General features: G+C 37.8%; 13 protein-coding genes. 4 read left to right on the forward strand and 9 right to left on the reverse strand.

The genetic code is table 11. From position 1 onward, the window contains the following. Positions 1–2: 2 nt before the first annotated feature. Both ACFCYJ_RS13235 and ACFCYJ_RS13240 read right to left on the reverse strand, forming a co-directional pair. A complete protein-coding gene (locus ACFCYJ_RS13235) occupies positions 3–425 on the reverse strand; it encodes a Na(+)/H(+) antiporter subunit B (protein WP_376074399.1) in 423 nt (140 codons plus the stop codon). Then, on the reverse strand, positions 412–2,826 hold the full coding sequence (locus ACFCYJ_RS13240) for a Na+/H+ antiporter subunit A (RefSeq protein ID WP_376074400.1): 2,415 nt from the start codon (positions 2,824–2,826) through the stop codon (positions 412–414). Before ACFCYJ_RS13240 ends, ACFCYJ_RS13235 begins: the two co-directional genes overlap by 14 nt. 954 nt (positions 2,827–3,780) lie before the next feature. Here ACFCYJ_RS13240 and ACFCYJ_RS13245 point away from each other — a divergent pair. Then, on the forward strand, positions 3,781–4,467 hold the full coding sequence (locus tag ACFCYJ_RS13245) for a histidine kinase (RefSeq protein WP_376074401.1): 687 nt from the start codon (positions 3,781–3,783) through the stop codon (positions 4,465–4,467). Positions 4,468–4,520: 53 nt separating this feature from the next. Here ACFCYJ_RS13245 and ACFCYJ_RS13250 read toward each other — a convergent pair whose 3' ends face one another. Beyond that, positions 4,521–5,726, reverse strand: a complete 1,206-nt coding sequence (locus tag ACFCYJ_RS13250) for an MFS transporter (protein ID WP_376074402.1) — start codon at positions 5,724–5,726, stop codon at positions 4,521–4,523. Positions 5,727–5,844: 118 nt separating this feature from the next. Here ACFCYJ_RS13250 and ACFCYJ_RS13255 point away from each other — a divergent pair, with 118 nt between their 5' ends. Beyond that, entirely contained in the window at positions 5,845–6,570 is a 726-nt protein-coding gene (locus tag ACFCYJ_RS13255; RefSeq protein ID WP_376074403.1) for a DUF421 domain-containing protein, read from the forward strand. 706 nt (positions 6,571–7,276) lie between these two features. Here the strand turns inward: ACFCYJ_RS13255 and ACFCYJ_RS13260 are convergent. The 5 genes from ACFCYJ_RS13260 to ACFCYJ_RS13280 form a co-directional block, all read right to left on the reverse strand. Further along, a complete protein-coding gene (locus tag ACFCYJ_RS13260) occupies positions 7,277–8,059 on the reverse strand; it encodes an ABC transporter permease (RefSeq protein ID WP_376074404.1) in 783 nt (260 codons plus the stop codon). Next, complete coding sequence (locus tag ACFCYJ_RS13265; RefSeq protein ID WP_376074405.1) at positions 8,056–8,949, reverse strand: ABC transporter ATP-binding protein; 894 nt, start codon at positions 8,947–8,949, stop codon at positions 8,056–8,058. The genes ACFCYJ_RS13260 and ACFCYJ_RS13265 overlap by 4 nt, the downstream gene beginning before the upstream one ends. Then, entirely contained in the window at positions 8,946–9,149 is a 204-nt protein-coding gene (locus tag ACFCYJ_RS13270; RefSeq protein WP_376074406.1) for a PLDc N-terminal domain-containing protein, read from the reverse strand. The genes ACFCYJ_RS13265 and ACFCYJ_RS13270 overlap by 4 nt, the downstream gene beginning before the upstream one ends. 378 nt (positions 9,150–9,527) lie before the next feature. Next, positions 9,528–9,959 carry a protein-tyrosine phosphatase family protein gene (locus ACFCYJ_RS13275; RefSeq protein ID WP_376074407.1) on the reverse strand — a complete coding sequence of 144 codons (432 nt, stop codon included), beginning with the start codon at positions 9,957–9,959 and terminating at the stop codon, positions 9,528–9,530. A gap of 20 nt (positions 9,960–9,979) precedes the next feature. Beyond that, complete coding sequence (locus ACFCYJ_RS13280; protein ID WP_376074408.1) at positions 9,980–10,927, reverse strand: carbohydrate kinase family protein; 948 nt, start codon at positions 10,925–10,927, stop codon at positions 9,980–9,982. A gap of 253 nt (positions 10,928–11,180) precedes the next feature. Between ACFCYJ_RS13280 and ACFCYJ_RS13285 the strand changes: the two genes are divergently transcribed. Then, positions 11,181–11,744, forward strand: coding sequence for a GNAT family N-acetyltransferase (locus tag ACFCYJ_RS13285; RefSeq protein WP_376074409.1), 564 nt, complete (start codon positions 11,181–11,183; stop codon positions 11,742–11,744). Between the two features lie 17 nt (positions 11,745–11,761). Next, positions 11,762–12,679: an EamA family transporter gene (locus ACFCYJ_RS13290; RefSeq protein ID WP_376074410.1), complete on the forward strand. Its 918-nt coding sequence runs from the start codon at positions 11,762–11,764 to the stop codon at positions 12,677–12,679. 73 nt (positions 12,680–12,752) lie between these two features. Here the strand turns inward: ACFCYJ_RS13290 and ACFCYJ_RS13295 are convergent, their stop codons facing one another. Beyond that, positions 12,753–15,347: an InlB B-repeat-containing protein gene (locus tag ACFCYJ_RS13295; RefSeq protein ID WP_376074411.1), complete on the reverse strand. Its 2,595-nt coding sequence runs from the start codon at positions 15,345–15,347 to the stop codon at positions 12,753–12,755. Between the last annotated feature and the right edge of the window lie 484 nt (positions 15,348–15,831).

Raw genomic sequence — 15,831 nt, forward strand, 5'->3', positions numbered from 1 at the left:
GGCTACTCATCCTCACTTATACTTAAAATAATTGTGACTACAACACCTACTACCGTTAAAGCCACACCAGCCTCGAAAATGGTTACAGTCGAAAAGCCCATCTTCCCGAAGATCGGTACATTTATATAACTATGTGTCTGCGTTAAAAACGGAACATCAAAAAATAATGAGCCGATTGCTGTGCCTGTCGCCAGTAATACGCCAAACGCTGCAACTTTTTTAAAATCAAATGGCATCCCTTTATGCACTGTTTCAATGTCATACGCTAAATACAGTAGAACAATGCCAGAGGCTAGCACGAGACCACCTATAAAACCTCCACCCGGCGCATGATGCCCTGCAAAGAATAGATAAATACCAAGAGTTAAAATAATGAATACGACCGTCTTTGTGACCGTACGTAAAATAACGTCATTTATTTTCATGATCCGCTTCCTCCTTTCGTGGCTTTAGCTTCGTTAATGTATACACCCCTAAGCCAGCAATCAGAAGAACGACAACTTCTAGCATCGTATCAAATGCACGGAAATCGCCTAATATGGTGTTGACGATATTTGAACCACCCGCTAGTTTGTAGGAATCATTGAAGTAAGTAGATACTGGCTCAAATCGATCGAAATGGACAACTGCCAGGCCTACTAATGTAACTGTTGCGCCAACGAAAATGGAGATAATCACCTTAGACCATTGCATTTTTTTACGAGAGGCTTCAGGCATTAAATCAGGTAAATATTTAAAGCATAGAAGGAATAAAGCAGTTGTCACAGATTCAACGACTAATTGGGTTAATGCTAAATCAGGAGCACGGAAAATTACAAAGAAAAATGCGATTGAATAGCCAAGTACGCCATTCAACAACATGGCTGTTACGCGGCCTTTAGCGAAAATCATCCACACTGCAGCGAACATCATGACAAACACTAAAATGAGCTCATAGGACTCAATTGGGGAATCCTTCGCAAAATTAAATGCAGTAGCATCCGACCATATAAAATATCCTGCGATAAGAGCAACAAAGAATACATATATATAGACAAAATAATGCGTTAAATTACCTGTCATATAACGATTCGTAAGCTTTGCAGAACTATTTTCACCAAACTCAATCAAACGATTGTAATACATATTAAACGTATATCTTTGCGGGAATATCCGATACAAAGGCTTCCAGCTTTTTAACGTTTTAAATAAGATGATCCCCATAATAATGACACCAAAAGTCATTAACAATTCAGCATTAATGCCATGCCAAGTATGAATATGCGGTGTTAATTCACTAGTTGATGGGAATGTTGGATAAATACTTGCCATAGCAGGCTCTAAAATATAATGCCCTAGCACGTTTGGAAAGAAGAAGATTCCCACTACAAAGACGCATAGAATGATTGGCGAAAGTAGCATACCTAACGGAGCTTCATGCGGTTTTTTATCCAACTTATCAAGCTTTAGTTTTCCGAAAAACGTTCGACTGATTAAAATCAAACAGTAAACAAATGTAAAGATACTTGCCACCCATGCCACTATTGGAAAGAGCAGTCCTAAATCAGTTATTGAAAAGGCCTCGACATCGCGAATAGCTAGTACCGCGGTGAAAAACATTTCTTTACTTAAGAAGCCATTAAATGGAGGTAAACCGGCCATAGAAAATCCGCCAATGACTGCAATTGTGAAAGTTACCGGCATTAAGGCCATTAATCCCCCGAGACGGCGAATATCGCGTGTGCCCGCCTCATGATCGACAATACCAACCATCATGAATAGTGCACCTTTAAACGTGGAGTGATTAATAAGATGAAACAACGCTGCAAAGCTTGCCTGCGTGTAAAGAACGGTATCTGCAGCATAGCCGTAATAATGACCAACGGATCCTAGTCCAAATAAACTCATAATTAAACCGAGCTGACTAACCGTTGAAAAGGCCAGTAACGCCTTTAAATCTGTTTGCCGCACAGCATTAAAGGAGCCCCAGAACAACGTTACAAGGCCAATCACACTGACTAGCCAGAACCAAACCGCCTCTCCTCCAAATACTGGAGAAAAACGCGCAACTAAGTAGATCCCGGCCTTTACCATTGTTGCCGAGTGTAAGTAAGCACTGACAGGTGTTGGTGCCTCCATCGCATCTGGTAGCCAAATATGGAAAGGAAACTGTGCAGATTTTGTAAATGCACCGATTAGAATAAGAATTAACGCTGGGATAAACAGTGTATGATCTCGTATGATTCCTACATTAGCTACAATTTCACGAATACTAAATGTACCCGATGCTACATAGAGCATTAGAAATCCCGCTAGCATTGAAAGACCACCAAAAACGGTAATTGTCATCGCTTTTCTTGCACCAGCACGAGATGCTTTTCGATGATGCCAAAATGCAATTAACAGGAATGAAGATACACTTGTTAGCTCCCAAAATGTGTATAATACCATTAAATTATCTGAAAAGACGACGCCAAGCATAGCGCCCATGAATAGTAATAAATAGCAGTAAAAATGGTGAAGAGATTCTTTCGTTGATAAATAAAAAATAGAATATAAAATGACTAAACTACCTACACCCGTAATCAGCAAGCCAAAAATCATACTGAGTCCGTCGAGATATGTTGTGAAATTTATATTAAAAGAGGGAATCCACTCATATGTATGAATAAACGTTTTACCCTCGGCAATTTGAGGAATGTAGCGCGCGAGTAAAAGAAACAAGATGAATGGAACGGATAAAACAAACCAGCCAAGATGTGCAACACGCCTTAGTCGCCTATAAAGTAGCGGAATAAGTGCAGCACAAACAAATGGTAAAAGTATCGCAATGAGAACTGTAACCAAGTGAAAACCTCCTACTTTCAATTTCGTTCAGCAACTGTTGGTTGAGATGGTGCGAAAAACTGTATATATGAGAAATAACCGATAATAAAGTATTCCCAAATCTACTGAAGTTACTACTGTTTTATACTTTGCTTCACACACAAAAATCTATAACAATTGCTGGAGAGCGTTTAACTTCTTTCAGCGGGTGTCCAAACATCCGCTGAAAAGCATCACGCAGGCTTAAGCACAAAGCAGATTCCGGACGCAATTATGCCGAGGCATAATTGCTATAACTCACTGAAAAATACTAAAGCCTTTATGCTTCTTGCCATCCCAAAGACGGCAGATATTGGGTGAATAAAGCTAACTAACATATCAGAAATTCTCTTGAAATTTGATTTTTATCACGTAATAAAGTGTGTACTCCTTGAATTGGAAAGTAAGTGGTATGTGTTGAAGTAATAGACAATAATAAATAAGGACAAATCTAGTTCATTTCAACATTCAGCGCATATTTTATGGGTGATAGTACTGCATAAAACCAGGGGAACTTTTTAGTCTATAAGCTTCATATCTTGGGAAGCCTGAATAACCAATAGCGTATTTCCTTAAAGCCTTTAGAAAATAGCATGACTTTTAAAGAGATAAAATGTACACACTATTCCTGTCACTATGGCGTACCAAGTCACTTGACTATCTTTTTAACAAACTGCATAATAGTGTGGCATATAGAAGCAAATTGGTTTAGATGCACGAAATGCATAAATCAAATAACTGTAAAGTATAGAGATAACCTAGTTTACTTAAGGTTTTCCCAATATATTATCATTAACCTTTATACGTTTTTTAGTATACAATATAAATGAGCATAATGCACTGTATCAGTATCGATTTTAGCTGTTTTAGGATAATTTTTTCGAAACCGACAGTGAAATTGACAAAATAACGACAAGATAAGAGGTGTTGATTTTTATGAAGCATGTAAAAGGGCGTTTAGACGAAAGTATATTAGTTTGTGTTTACTATGGGCTTAACGGCGAGCGATTAATACGACGTGGTCATAAAATGGCTACAATGCTAGATTGTCCACTCTATATCCTTTCGGTCGATTCGCAACCCCTTGATGCATTTGACGCAGAGAAATCTAGCTACATTGAGCAATGGAAAAAGTTATCTGATGAGCTTGAAATTGAAGAGTTCATATTACAAGATAATGAAAAGCGTCCCATACAAAAAGTTATTGCAGAAGTGGCAAAAAATTACGGAATTTCTCAAATTATCGTAGGTCAAAGTGCACAAAGTCGCTGGGAAGAGATTACAAAGGGTTCCTTCCTAAACGTTTTATTAAAAGAGGTTCCTTTTGTTGATTTTCATATCGTAGCTGTCCAACGTCCAACTGACGACGATGCGAACGATACATTTGAAAAAGGTGTGCGTGCTTATTTAATCCAAGATCATGAAGACTTTAAAGTAGCATTTACATGTCCTAAATATGTATCCATTGAAGGTATATTCTTCAAAGAGATTGGTACTGACTTTGATAATGGTATTTTTAAATTCACTTACAATGATAAAATGCATGAAGTTCACATATCAGAGGGCTATATACTAGATAAGGAAAAACTTCCATCTGAATTTTTATCACCATTACGTCAATAATAAAAACGCGTTCCCTTGAGAACGCGTTTTTATCTATCCCTCTTACCTAAGTCTTACACAGTCGAAGCTGGTTTATCTTTAGGTAAGAAAAATGCTACTAGTAATAATAATGGTAGCAAAGATACGACCATCATCGTAAAATCAATACCCCTATGATCCATTAAGACACCAATGACCATCGCACCTATTGCACCCATTCCGAAAGCAAAGCCAGTTGTTAAACCAGCCATTGTACCAATTTTTGTCGGAACAAGCTCCTGTGCGTAAACCACCGTTACCGAGAAGCTGATCATAATGAGTGTACCGATAATCACTAAAAATAGCACAGCTGCCCATAATGGTACATAAGGCAACGCTAAACAAAACGGCATCGGTACAACGACGGACAGTAAAATAACGTTTTTTCTACCAATTCGATCTGATAATGAACCCCCGAAAAATGTACCAACGACGCCAAATGCCATAAAGGTGAATATTAAAATTTGGCCAAGTTGAAGACTAACCCCATAATGATTCATTAAATAAAACACATAAAAACTTGTAATATTAGTTGTATAAAATGATCTCGCAAAAATAATAGTAAATAGTAACGTCAACGCAATGCCTACTTGTTTCTTTGTTAATGGAGGCAAATTAGAAACTAATACTCGCTTTTTCTTTGCTATACGTTCTTGCTCCAACTGCTTTTTATACCACGTTGCAATTTTACTTAATAGTAGAATACCAATTGCTGCCACTACTAAGACAATTGCGGCACCACGTTGTCCAAAAATAGCAAAAATATAAGCACTAATTAGTGGTGCAAGTGCTTGCCCAGAGTTACCTCCGACTTGATAAATCGATTGAGCAAGCCCTCTTTTTGAGCCTGCTGCCATAAAGGAAACACGTGAACCCTCAGGATGAAAAATAGCTGAGCCAAACCCTATAAATAATACCGCGATAATAATTATCCAATATTGTGAAGTGAACGCTATAATGGCAATGCCTATGAATGAACTTGCCATACCAATTGGTAAAGCGTAAGGCATCGGCTTTTTATCGCTAGCAAAACCAACTACAGGTTGCAAAACAGAGGCAAACATATTTAATACAAACGAAATCAGACCTATTTGTGTGAAAGTTAGCCCTAAATCACTCTTCAATATTGGGAACATCGCCGGAATAACAGCTTGCATCGTGTCATTGATAAGATGGGCAACAGCTATTGCGATCATAATGGGATAGACCGGATTATTTAAATTTTCTATTTTCTTATTCATGTCGCCACCTACTTTCCAATTTTATTCAATCTCCATTTATAAGAGATCGTCGCATACTATTAACCTTTTTGCACAAGCTATCCATTGAAATAGCAGTTTTAAGGGAGTTGATTTATGTATGAATATAGACGAATTTTTTAAAGCTGATTTTTGGGAAATGATACTTAGGTCCACACTTTCCTTCTTTGCGTTACTCATCGTAACCCGATTACTAGGGAAAAAACAGCTTGGACAACTTACATTCTTCCACTATACAACAGGTATCACATTTGGTTCCATTGCATCAGAAATAGCAGCACAGGCTGAGACACCCTTTTTAGATGGACTTATTGCCCTTATTTGGTGGAGCGTTTTAACATATTTAATGACCATCATTACCATTAAATCTAAAAAAGCTCGTGTGATTGTTGATGACAAGCCAACAATCCTTATTCAAAATGGAATTATTTTAGAGTCTGCCTTAAAGAAGAATCGCTTGCATATGGATGAATTAGCGATGATGCTAAGGGAACAAGCCGTATTCTCTGTACAAGATGTACAATACGCATTACTTGAAACTACGGGTAAACTAAGTGTACTACCAAAGCCTGCTGAACAACCAGCTACAAAACAAGATGTAAAGGCCGATGTTACACCACCAACCTATATACCAACAGAAGTAGCTTCAGATGGGAAGGTTATTTATGAAAACTTAGTTGAACTTGAATTAACCGAAGATTGGCTTATGAAAAAGCTGAAAAAGCAAAACGTCCAATCTGTAGAAGATGTTTATTTTGCTCAGGTTCAAGCAAACGGCTCCCTCTATATAAGCATGAAGGATAAAGCAAGACGATCAAGCTCTTAACAGCTTGTCTCGTCTTGCTTAATCTATTTTTACAATATCTAATGGTGTCACAATGCCGATTAGTTTTTGATGTGGTTTCCCATGCTCCGTTATTAATAATGCTTCAAAGTGGCGTCCCTTCTACACTCCTTGTTTAAAAATATCTTCAGCCTCATAAATCGTTATGTATCTACTCACAAATTTATAATTCACTCTATTTTTTTCATGCAATCAATTATGTCTCTGCATAATTGCGTCCGGAATCGGCTTTGTGCTTAGGCCTGCGTGATGCAGGTCAGTTAGCCGTTATCGCATGGATGCGATGATTTTAGGCTAACATCCTTTAAGAGCTCCTTTCTGATTCCGTGACATCCGCCGGAGGCTTTAACTTCTTTCAGCAGATGTCTTTTGTGCCGAAAGCGTAGCGACAGGTACAGGTGTTTGGACACCTGCTGAAAGAAGTTAAATGCTATGAGAAAGCGATCGGAATTTTCTGTAGCCAATTGCTACATTATATTCCTAAGTAATGGATATTCCAAGAACAGTTCTTAGATAAAAAAGCATCAACTCGGTAGGAATTTACCAGGTTGATGCTCTTAAATATGATTAAACCATTAAAATAAAGTTACTTATGTGTAACGGAATAGCACTTCAACAGACATGAAATTCTTACTTTAACCATGTAGCTAAGTACCCTATAGTTTTCTATTAGCAAGGTATATTTCCTTTAAATTTTCGTCATCGAAGCATTTTTCTTCATTGTCAAAATTCCTATGCTTATACAAATTATCGTGATAACTAATGTAATAGATAGGCTCCACCAATAATCGGACATCTCCATCGTACCCCTCATTAATTGAACGCCATATACCGGTAATTTCCACGGTGATATTGTCCAAAATGTCCCAACTAAAGCATCCACTATTTGCCCAATAAATATAAAAGCGAATGCACATGCTGTTGCTACCACTGTTTTAAAAGTCGCACTCATCATTAATGTCACTGCTATCACGAAGAGTAGCCAAGAAAAATACGTGAAAAAACTTGCCACAAGTGGCCCTATCTCAAATGTCCCATAAAGCACGACCGTATAGTATACGCTCGCAGCAAAACCAGCTAAAATGCTAATAAAGCTAATAGTACTCATGACGATAAATTTACTCATAAAATAAGCGCCGAACGATATAGGACGAACATACAATAAAGTAGCCATTCCACTTGCTCTTTCTTTACTAATAGCTCCTACAAAAGAAGCCATTAATACGAGTAAACATATCGTTTGAAATTGCCCAATGGAAGCTTGTAATAGGTCAACTGGCATTAATTTCGGCATCAACATTTCAAAGCCTTCTGGTAGGTTACCAACAGCATTTAAAATATCCATCATATAATAGTTTGTTAGTGGATCACTCATACCGAGCAATGCAAATACAAGAGGTATCCACAAAAACTTCCAGCTTCGCCAAGCTTCTCTGAATTCCTTTTGCAGAAGCACAGTAAATCCTCTCATATTTTTCTCGCCACCTTCATGAAAATCTCTTCAAGTGATGCTGTTTGTCGCTCCACTTTTCGTATCTTATTAGGGCAACTGCTTAAATGTTGAAGCAGTTCCTGCATACTCGGTTTTTCATCAATAATTTCTATATATACATGACTGCCCTTAACTTCTCCAATAAGTTCAGATTGACTGGCAAAAAGTTGTGCCTCTTTTTCAGTGCCAAACTCTACAACATAATTTGGTTCATCGAAACGTTGTCGAACTTCACGTAATGTCCCCTGTTCTACTAGCTTCCCATCACGTAAAAACAATAATTGATCTGTCATCTCTTCGGCATCATTTAAAATATGTGTCGAATATAAAATAGTTGTTTCTTGCTGTAAGCCCTTTAATAAATCAAGAACTTCCCTACGACCTACTGGATCCAACGCAGACACAGGTTCATCTAGTAAGAGTAATTTAGGCTTATGCACAATTGCTTGGGAAATACCTAGTCGTTGCTTCATGCCACCGGAAAATGTAGCAATCTTCTTATTTAAATCATTACCTAGACCTACAAACTCAAGTGTTTTTTGTGCTTCTACTTTTGCTTTTTTTGCAGGCACACCATTTAACTTTGCAGCCATTTCAGTAAACTCTAACGCACTTAACCAAGGATGGAATTGCGGATATTGTGGCAAGAAACCAATGTTGGCTCTTACATCACCCTCCAGCATTTTTACACTTCCAGAGGTCGGTTTTAATAAGCCTGTTAGCATCGATAATGTCGTTGTTTTACCAGCTCCATTGGGTCCAATTAAAGCTGTCGATGTATTTTTTTCTAATGTGAACTCGATTTCGTCCACAACTACTTTCTCTCCAAATTGCTTTGTTAGTCCTGTTACCTGAAATAATATCGTCATGATTGTTTTCTCCCCACTATAAAGTACGCAATCGACCCAAGATAACTAGTAAAAATGATAAGAAACACCCATAAAATTTTAGGCCCGTTTGTTGCATGGATTTTACGTAAATCAACTAGAGCTACAATCATTAAAATAATTTGGACCACAATTAGTGGTGCTATAACTGCCCATGGAACTTTCGCTAACTCCTCCATCATAGAGATCACCTCACCATTGTTATATTATTACTATAACAAAATCTGTTCTAATATGTATAGCACAATTTCACATGTAAAATTGTTTACTTTTTTTGATAATGGTTATGAGGACTATTTAAAATAACGTTGTATTATTCGAAGTTAAGAATGAGCCACTTCGCTCGTGTTGCTCGCTCCAATCAACCTATGCACATGACATACGTTTTAACAAAATGTCATCCAACTTTTTAATTTTATCGGAATACTTTCAGGAATTATCGACCAACTTTTAATATTTATCGACATCCACCTTTTTCAAAAATCATGAACAGTTTATTCACCTAACTAAAAAAGAAGATGTACCAAGGTTGAAAAAACCTTCTTGGTACATCTTCTCATTTATTTATATAACTTCTGCAAAGCATCTGCCATTTTTGGACGAATTGTTACTTGTGGACGCGCGTTCTTTACAGCCGCTTCCGCTTCCTTTAGAGAATCGGTCATGCCAAGCTCCATTAATACTGCAGTAGCAGCCACTCCTGCGCGACCTCCCCCACTTCCGCAATGGAAGTACACTTTCTGCCCATTCTCATAGGCAGAAACGATTTCTTTCGCAACTTTTTGAATAGATGGTGCTACTTCTATGTCCTCATCAGCAATCGGCATATGCTTGTACACATATGAAGCCGCCTCCTGCTCCTCATTAGATAAGCCATTTACGCGAACATCAATTACAATATCCACCGTTTCTTGTTTAAAAGCTACATCTGCATCTTTCGCACCGCCAAAGAATAATCGATCTTTTACTAATACATCGTAATTTTTCTCCATTGTACGCACGCTCCAAACGACTATTTAAGTAAATGCTTAATATCATCATAGTATGGAAGAGCTGTTAATGCCCCTGCTTTAGTGGCTGCTAAGGCACCTAGCTTATTGCCAAAACTTGCACAACGAACAAGTTCATCCTCCGTTGTAGGTAAACCATTGTAATGAACATCGCGTAATACTCCAGCCATAAATGCATCTCCAGCACCCGTAGTATCTACTGGCACAACCTTTTCCGTCGGTACATGGATAACCTCACCATTTAATACCGCATATGTGCCATTTTCCCCTACTGTAACTAAAATAATGGGTACTAAATAACTGTTTAATTGCTCAATTCCCTCTTCCAAACTTGTTGTTTCTGTCAGGAAAAATAATTCTTCATCCGTGACCTTTAAAATGTCTACGTGCTCAAAAAATGACGTGATCGTTTCACGGCAAACTTGCTCACTGCTCCAACGTAGAGGGCGTATATTCGCATCCATTGCGATAATTGCCCCTTTTTCCTTTGCCATCTCTACCGCAGCACGTGTTGTATCAAGGGCTGTAGGATGGAACATAGTTCCCGAGCACACTGTTAAAGCAGATGCATGTTTAAAAGCTGCTTCGTTTAATTGTATTGCTTCTACTTGTAAATCTGGCGTTTCATCGACATAATCCTTAAAAATTCGCTCACATGCTTCTGTTAAATGTACATAGACACCACTAACACGCTTCGCAGGGTTAAAGACGGCATAATCCAGGTTTACCCCTTCTTGTGCAAGGCCATCTCGAACGAATTGAGAGCCTTCGTCATCTCCTGTGATCGTAATTAATGCAGATGGAGCACCGATACGGCTAATTCCCGCAGCAACATTTACCGTTGCACCACCCATATATTTAGTAAAAGATGTGTTAGTTACATCATCAGCGATATAGTCAATAAAAGCATCTCCATAAACTAATATATAATCCTTATCTTCCTTTGTCATTGTTGTCCTCCCGAAACTCTAGTCATTATAGATTAACACGAAATCAGATATCGTATAAAGTTTTAAACTTTCGGAAAAATAATCAATTATGCCTTGGCATAATTGCGTCCAGAGGCTTTAACTTCTTTCAGCGGGTGCCAAACACCTGCTGAAAGAAGTTAAAGCTGCCGTAAGAATATCACCATTTATTCAAAAACTTGAGTCATCCTCTATCTTTGTTATACTTGCCTATAGAAAGGTAGGGATTTTGACAATGAGTATTACAATTCGACAAGCGCAACCGCAGGATACCCATGCCGCTGTACCATTAATTATTGATGCGATTGGTGATATTGCCAACCGTTTAACAGGAGAACAGACAGCTAAAGCAGTGGAACAAGAGCTTACTGTACTATTCAAGCGTGAGGACAACCGACATTCCTATTTAAATACTTTTGTTGCCGTTGAGAATGAGCAAGTACTAGGAATTCTTGTTTACTATAATGGTGTCGAAGCCATTCATATGGATGCGAATCTCGTAAAATGGCTTGAGGAAAAAAATGCGCCATCCATCATCATCGATCAAGAAGCGCATGAAGATGAATATTATATCGATACTATTTGTGTAGCACCAGAAGCTCGTGGTAAAGGAATAGGAACCTTATTACTGCAATTTGCCATAGAGGAAACACAAAAACGAGGTTATACAAAATTATCATTAAATGTTGAAATGGAAAAAGAGGACGCTCGTCGCCTTTATGAACGTATGGGCTTTGTTATTACAGAACCATGGTCCATAATCGATGAACCATTTCATCATATGGTGAAGCAATTTTAGGAAGTGAAACAAAAAACATGAAGAAAAATTTATTTTATCCTCTTTTAATTGTCATTGCCTCTAGTAGCTACGGAATACTATCGACAATTGTCAAAGTAGCTATGCAGCATGGCTTTACAACAGGAGAGGCAGTATCAAGCCAATATATTATTGGCTTTATGCTTGTTGCAACTATTTTTATAGTGACACAAAGGCAATTACCAAAGCTTTCTAAAAAGGGACTGCTTATTTTAGTGTGTGCTGGGATATTTACCGGTACTACAGGGATTGTATACGGAGAATCATTAAAGTATCTACCAGCCTCTCTTGCCGTAGTAATGCTCTTTCAATTCACGTGGATAGGCTTATTAATAGATTGCGCACTTCATAAACGCTTACCAAGTCGGACTGAAGTGATTTCTATCATTGTATTATTTGCTGGAACTATTTTAGCTGCTGGTGTACTAAATGTAGATTTAAGTGATATTCCTATTCAAGGCTGGCTGTTAGGCTTTGCTGCTGCCTTTACTTTTGCTTGCTTTATCCAATTTAACTCTCGTCACGTGGAAGGTATTACAACTACATCACGCGTGTTGATTGTTTCCTTTGTCGCTCTTATAGTGATTAGTATTTTCCTAAACCCTGAAGTTCTTTGGAACGGTAAATTATTTGCCGGTGGTTTATGGAAATTTGGACTAGCACTAGGGCTCTTCGGTATTATTTTGCCGATTTATTTATTCTCTATAGCTGTTCCGAAAGTAGGAGGAGCTCTTGCCTCTATTTTAAGCGCTATGGAGTTACCCGTGGCTGTAACTGTTTCAGTTATTGTTTTACATGAACCTTTAACTTCTTTACAAATAGCGGGTATTATTTTGGTTATTCTAGGTATGATGCTACCGACAATACTTTCGCAGCGACGACAAAAGAATAAATCTTTAGAGCCTAATAGTAAGTAAATACTTTAATCTAAATTAGAAAGGGAGATGTATCACATTTTTTGATACATCTCCCTTATTTCTGTATTAACTTTTATAAACCAAGCGCTCTATACACGCACGCCGTAAATTCTGCGCGTGTTAAGTTATCATTTGGTCTAAAATTACCGTTGTCATCGCCTAGTGCAATGTTATGATCTGCTAGAGTAGCAATATATCCACTCGCCCAGTGTGATGGATCGACATCCTTGAATGTACTATTGCCTTCTGGCGTTAAGCCAAATGCAAGCACCAATATTTTTGCCATTTCGGCACGTGTTATAGAAGCGTTTGGTCGAAACGCTCCATTTGAACCGTCCACGATACCCGCTCGTTGTAGTCGTGTAATTTGTTCATAATTCACATGACTTTTAGGGACATCCAAAAAGGATACAGCTTCTCGAATTGATGCTGGTTGTAACGCACGGTCAATCATAAGCACCACGTGTTGACGTTGAATCATATCATTTGGTCGAAAAGTGCCATCTGGGTAACCTATAATAATGCATCGCTTGGCAACTTCTTTAATCATATCTTGTGCCCAGTTATGATCAATATCCTTGAAAGTAATGTCACAGCGCTTACTATCCTTCATCCATCGAGCATATAATGTGAGATCTTCTGTAACGACATCTTTTGCAAAGTCCCATGCTTTTGTGAATTTTTCATTTTTATACCAGCCGATAAATAGGTAGCCTTCCTTCTTCGGATTAGAAGGGGCTTTCACTAAAGCTTTATATGGCACTGTTTGCGACGAAACTTCACTGCCACCATTTGAATCAAAAGTAACAGTATAGTCCTTTGTCCACTTCGCATACAAAGTTATTTCTGCGGTTACTTTATCTTTCGCAAAGTCCCATGCATTATTAAGCTCTTTATCCTTATACCAATCAACGAATTGATAGCCTTCTTTCTCCGGAATAGACGGAGCTTTCACGAGGTCGTTATAGCCAACCGTTTGTGACGGCACTTTACTTCCTCCATTAGAGTCAAAAGTGACTTTATAGTTTGGCGAACCTCCGCCCGATCCTCCACCAGCCCCCCCTCCCGACGTATGATCCTTTGTCCATTTCGCATACAACATAACATTTTTAGTCACTACGTCTTTTGTGAAATCCCATGGTACTGTCAATTCGTTATCTTTGTGCCAGCCGTCGAATGTATAGCCTGCCTTCTTTGGAGCGGCTGGTGCTTTTACTAATTCACTATGTCCTACAGATAGGGATGGGACTTCGCTTCCGCCATTGGCATCAAAAGTAACGATGTAGCTTGCTTTCGACCATTTTGCGTATAGCGTTATATCTTTCTTCACTACATTTTGATCGAAATTCCATGCTTCTACCAGCCCTTTATCTTTATACCACCCCACAAATGTGTACCCTCCTTTTACCGGAGTGGATGGGGCTTTTACTAAATCACCAGGCTCTACTGTTTGAGATGGAACTTCATTTCCGCCATCGGTATCAAACATGACAATGACGGGACTCCACTTAGCGTAAACAGTCATTGGTTTGGATACAGTATTACTCCAATTTATCGTATAATCTTCATCTTCAAACCATCCTAAAAAAGATTTCCCACTCTTAAATTGAAATTTAAAAGGAGTTGTAGCCCATCGGAATTCATGTGCTCCTTGGAAGGTTATAAAATCTAATTGATTATAAGCAAATGCATAGTTTTCTATCGTTTTTACGCTTGCGGGGATCTCTATACTTGTTAATTGATTACTAAAAAATGCTCGCTCTCCTATCGTTGTTACGCCTGAGGATAGTTTTATACTTGTTAATTGATTATAAGCAAATGCACTATTCCCTATGGTCGTCACGCTTGGGGGTAGTTCTATACTTGTTAATTGATTTTCAGAAAATGCACCGATTTCTATCGTTGTCACGCTTGGGGGGATTTTTATACTTGTTAATTGATTATAAGCAAATGCATATGGTTCTATCTTTTTCACCCTTGAGGGGATCTCTATACTTGTTAATTGATTTTTATAAAATGCACTGCTTCCTATTGTTGTCACGCTTGATGGTATTTCTACACTTGTTAATTGATTATAAGCAAATGCACTCTCTCCTATCATTGTCACGCCTGAGGGGATTTCTACACTTGTTAATTGATTATCAGAAAATGCGCGATCTCCTATCGTTGTTACACTTAAGGGGATTTCTACACTTGTTAATTGATTTTGAGCAAATGCACCCTCTCCTATCGTTGTCACGCTTGACGGAATTGATACACTTGTGAAACTTTTATTAGCAAATGCTCTGTATCCTATTTCAATAACTGGTTTACCATTGATTTCACTAGGAATTACGATTTCTGATTTATTGCCTCGATATCCTATAATGGCAACACCATTGCCTACATCATTTGTTAAGTATTCATCTTCATTATCCCCTAAAGTATCTCCCTCATTATCAAAAATGGTACTACTCTCCGCCTCATCATTATTCGGCACAACAATATCTTCACTATCTGCATTTACGGTTTCGTCTTCGTTGTTTGGTAATTCGCTCTCATTTTCATGTTCACTTGGCAATACAATGTCATTCTCGTCATTACTTATCGCATAAACGGATAGACTACCCAATGATAATTGCGAAAACGCCAAAAGCATGATAGCTAATAATATAAAGACTTTTTTCATCTTGTAATCTCCTTTCAACACTTTAAAATAAAAAAATACCCATTAAATGGATACCCCTTATGAAGCAGTTATAAACTTTATTAATATATTAAAATCAATATTTACTTGTTTTAGAGCATTTGTTGATAATCTATTTTATCCAAATCCAACCAAGTTCAAGTAAAAATATGATATGCCTCACTTCATGGTAATACTTTATAATCCGAGTGCTCGGAGATTCTCCCAATTCTATTTTTTTAAAATCAAATATTGCCTTTTTGGCACGAAAAAATATAACATTAATTTCAAAATCAAAAAAATCAATTTTTGTTGGTTTTTAAACAAAACTTGATAATATCCATTTTTCAGAGTTTCAAATTCGCATCTAATATGACTTAGATAGACAAATAAAATTTTTATATAAGAACGATAAAGCGGCTTAAACCGCTTTAAGCATTTTTGAGGGTCCCAGATTGCAACCGAACTTACCTGCTTGCATGAATAC

This window comes from Lysinibacillus sp. NPDC056232 (assembly GCF_042267565.1).
In the GTDB taxonomy this organism is placed as follows: Bacteria; Bacillota; Bacilli; order Bacillales_A; family Planococcaceae; genus Lysinibacillus.

Coding starts and splice junctions, on each gene's coding strand:
- ACFCYJ_RS13265 (WP_376074405.1), bottom strand. CDS start 8,949: ATGACGATATTATTTCAGGTAACAGGACTAACAAAGCAATTTGGAGAG.
- ACFCYJ_RS13285 (WP_376074409.1), top strand. CDS start 11,181: ATGAGTATTACAATTCGACAAGCGCAACCGCAGGATACCCATGCCGCT.
- ACFCYJ_RS13245 (WP_376074401.1), top strand. CDS start 3,781: ATGAAGCATGTAAAAGGGCGTTTAGACGAAAGTATATTAGTTTGTGTT.
- ACFCYJ_RS13275 (WP_376074407.1), bottom strand. CDS start 9,959: ATGGAGAAAAATTACGATGTATTAGTAAAAGATCGATTATTCTTTGGC.
- ACFCYJ_RS13290 (WP_376074410.1), top strand. CDS start 11,762: ATGAAGAAAAATTTATTTTATCCTCTTTTAATTGTCATTGCCTCTAGT.
- ACFCYJ_RS13260 (WP_376074404.1), bottom strand. CDS start 8,059: ATGAGAGGATTTACTGTGCTTCTGCAAAAGGAATTCAGAGAAGCTTGG.
- ACFCYJ_RS13270 (WP_376074406.1), bottom strand. CDS start 9,149: ATGATGGAGGAGTTAGCGAAAGTTCCATGGGCAGTTATAGCACCACTA.
- ACFCYJ_RS13255 (WP_376074403.1), top strand. CDS start 5,845: ATGAATATAGACGAATTTTTTAAAGCTGATTTTTGGGAAATGATACTT.
- ACFCYJ_RS13250 (WP_376074402.1), bottom strand. CDS start 5,726: ATGAATAAGAAAATAGAAAATTTAAATAATCCGGTCTATCCCATTATG.
- ACFCYJ_RS13295 (WP_376074411.1), bottom strand. CDS start 15,347: ATGAAAAAAGTCTTTATATTATTAGCTATCATGCTTTTGGCGTTTTCG.
- ACFCYJ_RS13235 (WP_376074399.1), bottom strand. CDS start 425: ATGAAAATAAATGACGTTATTTTACGTACGGTCACAAAGACGGTCGTA.
- ACFCYJ_RS13280 (WP_376074408.1), bottom strand. CDS start 10,927: ATGACAAAGGAAGATAAGGATTATATATTAGTTTATGGAGATGCTTTT.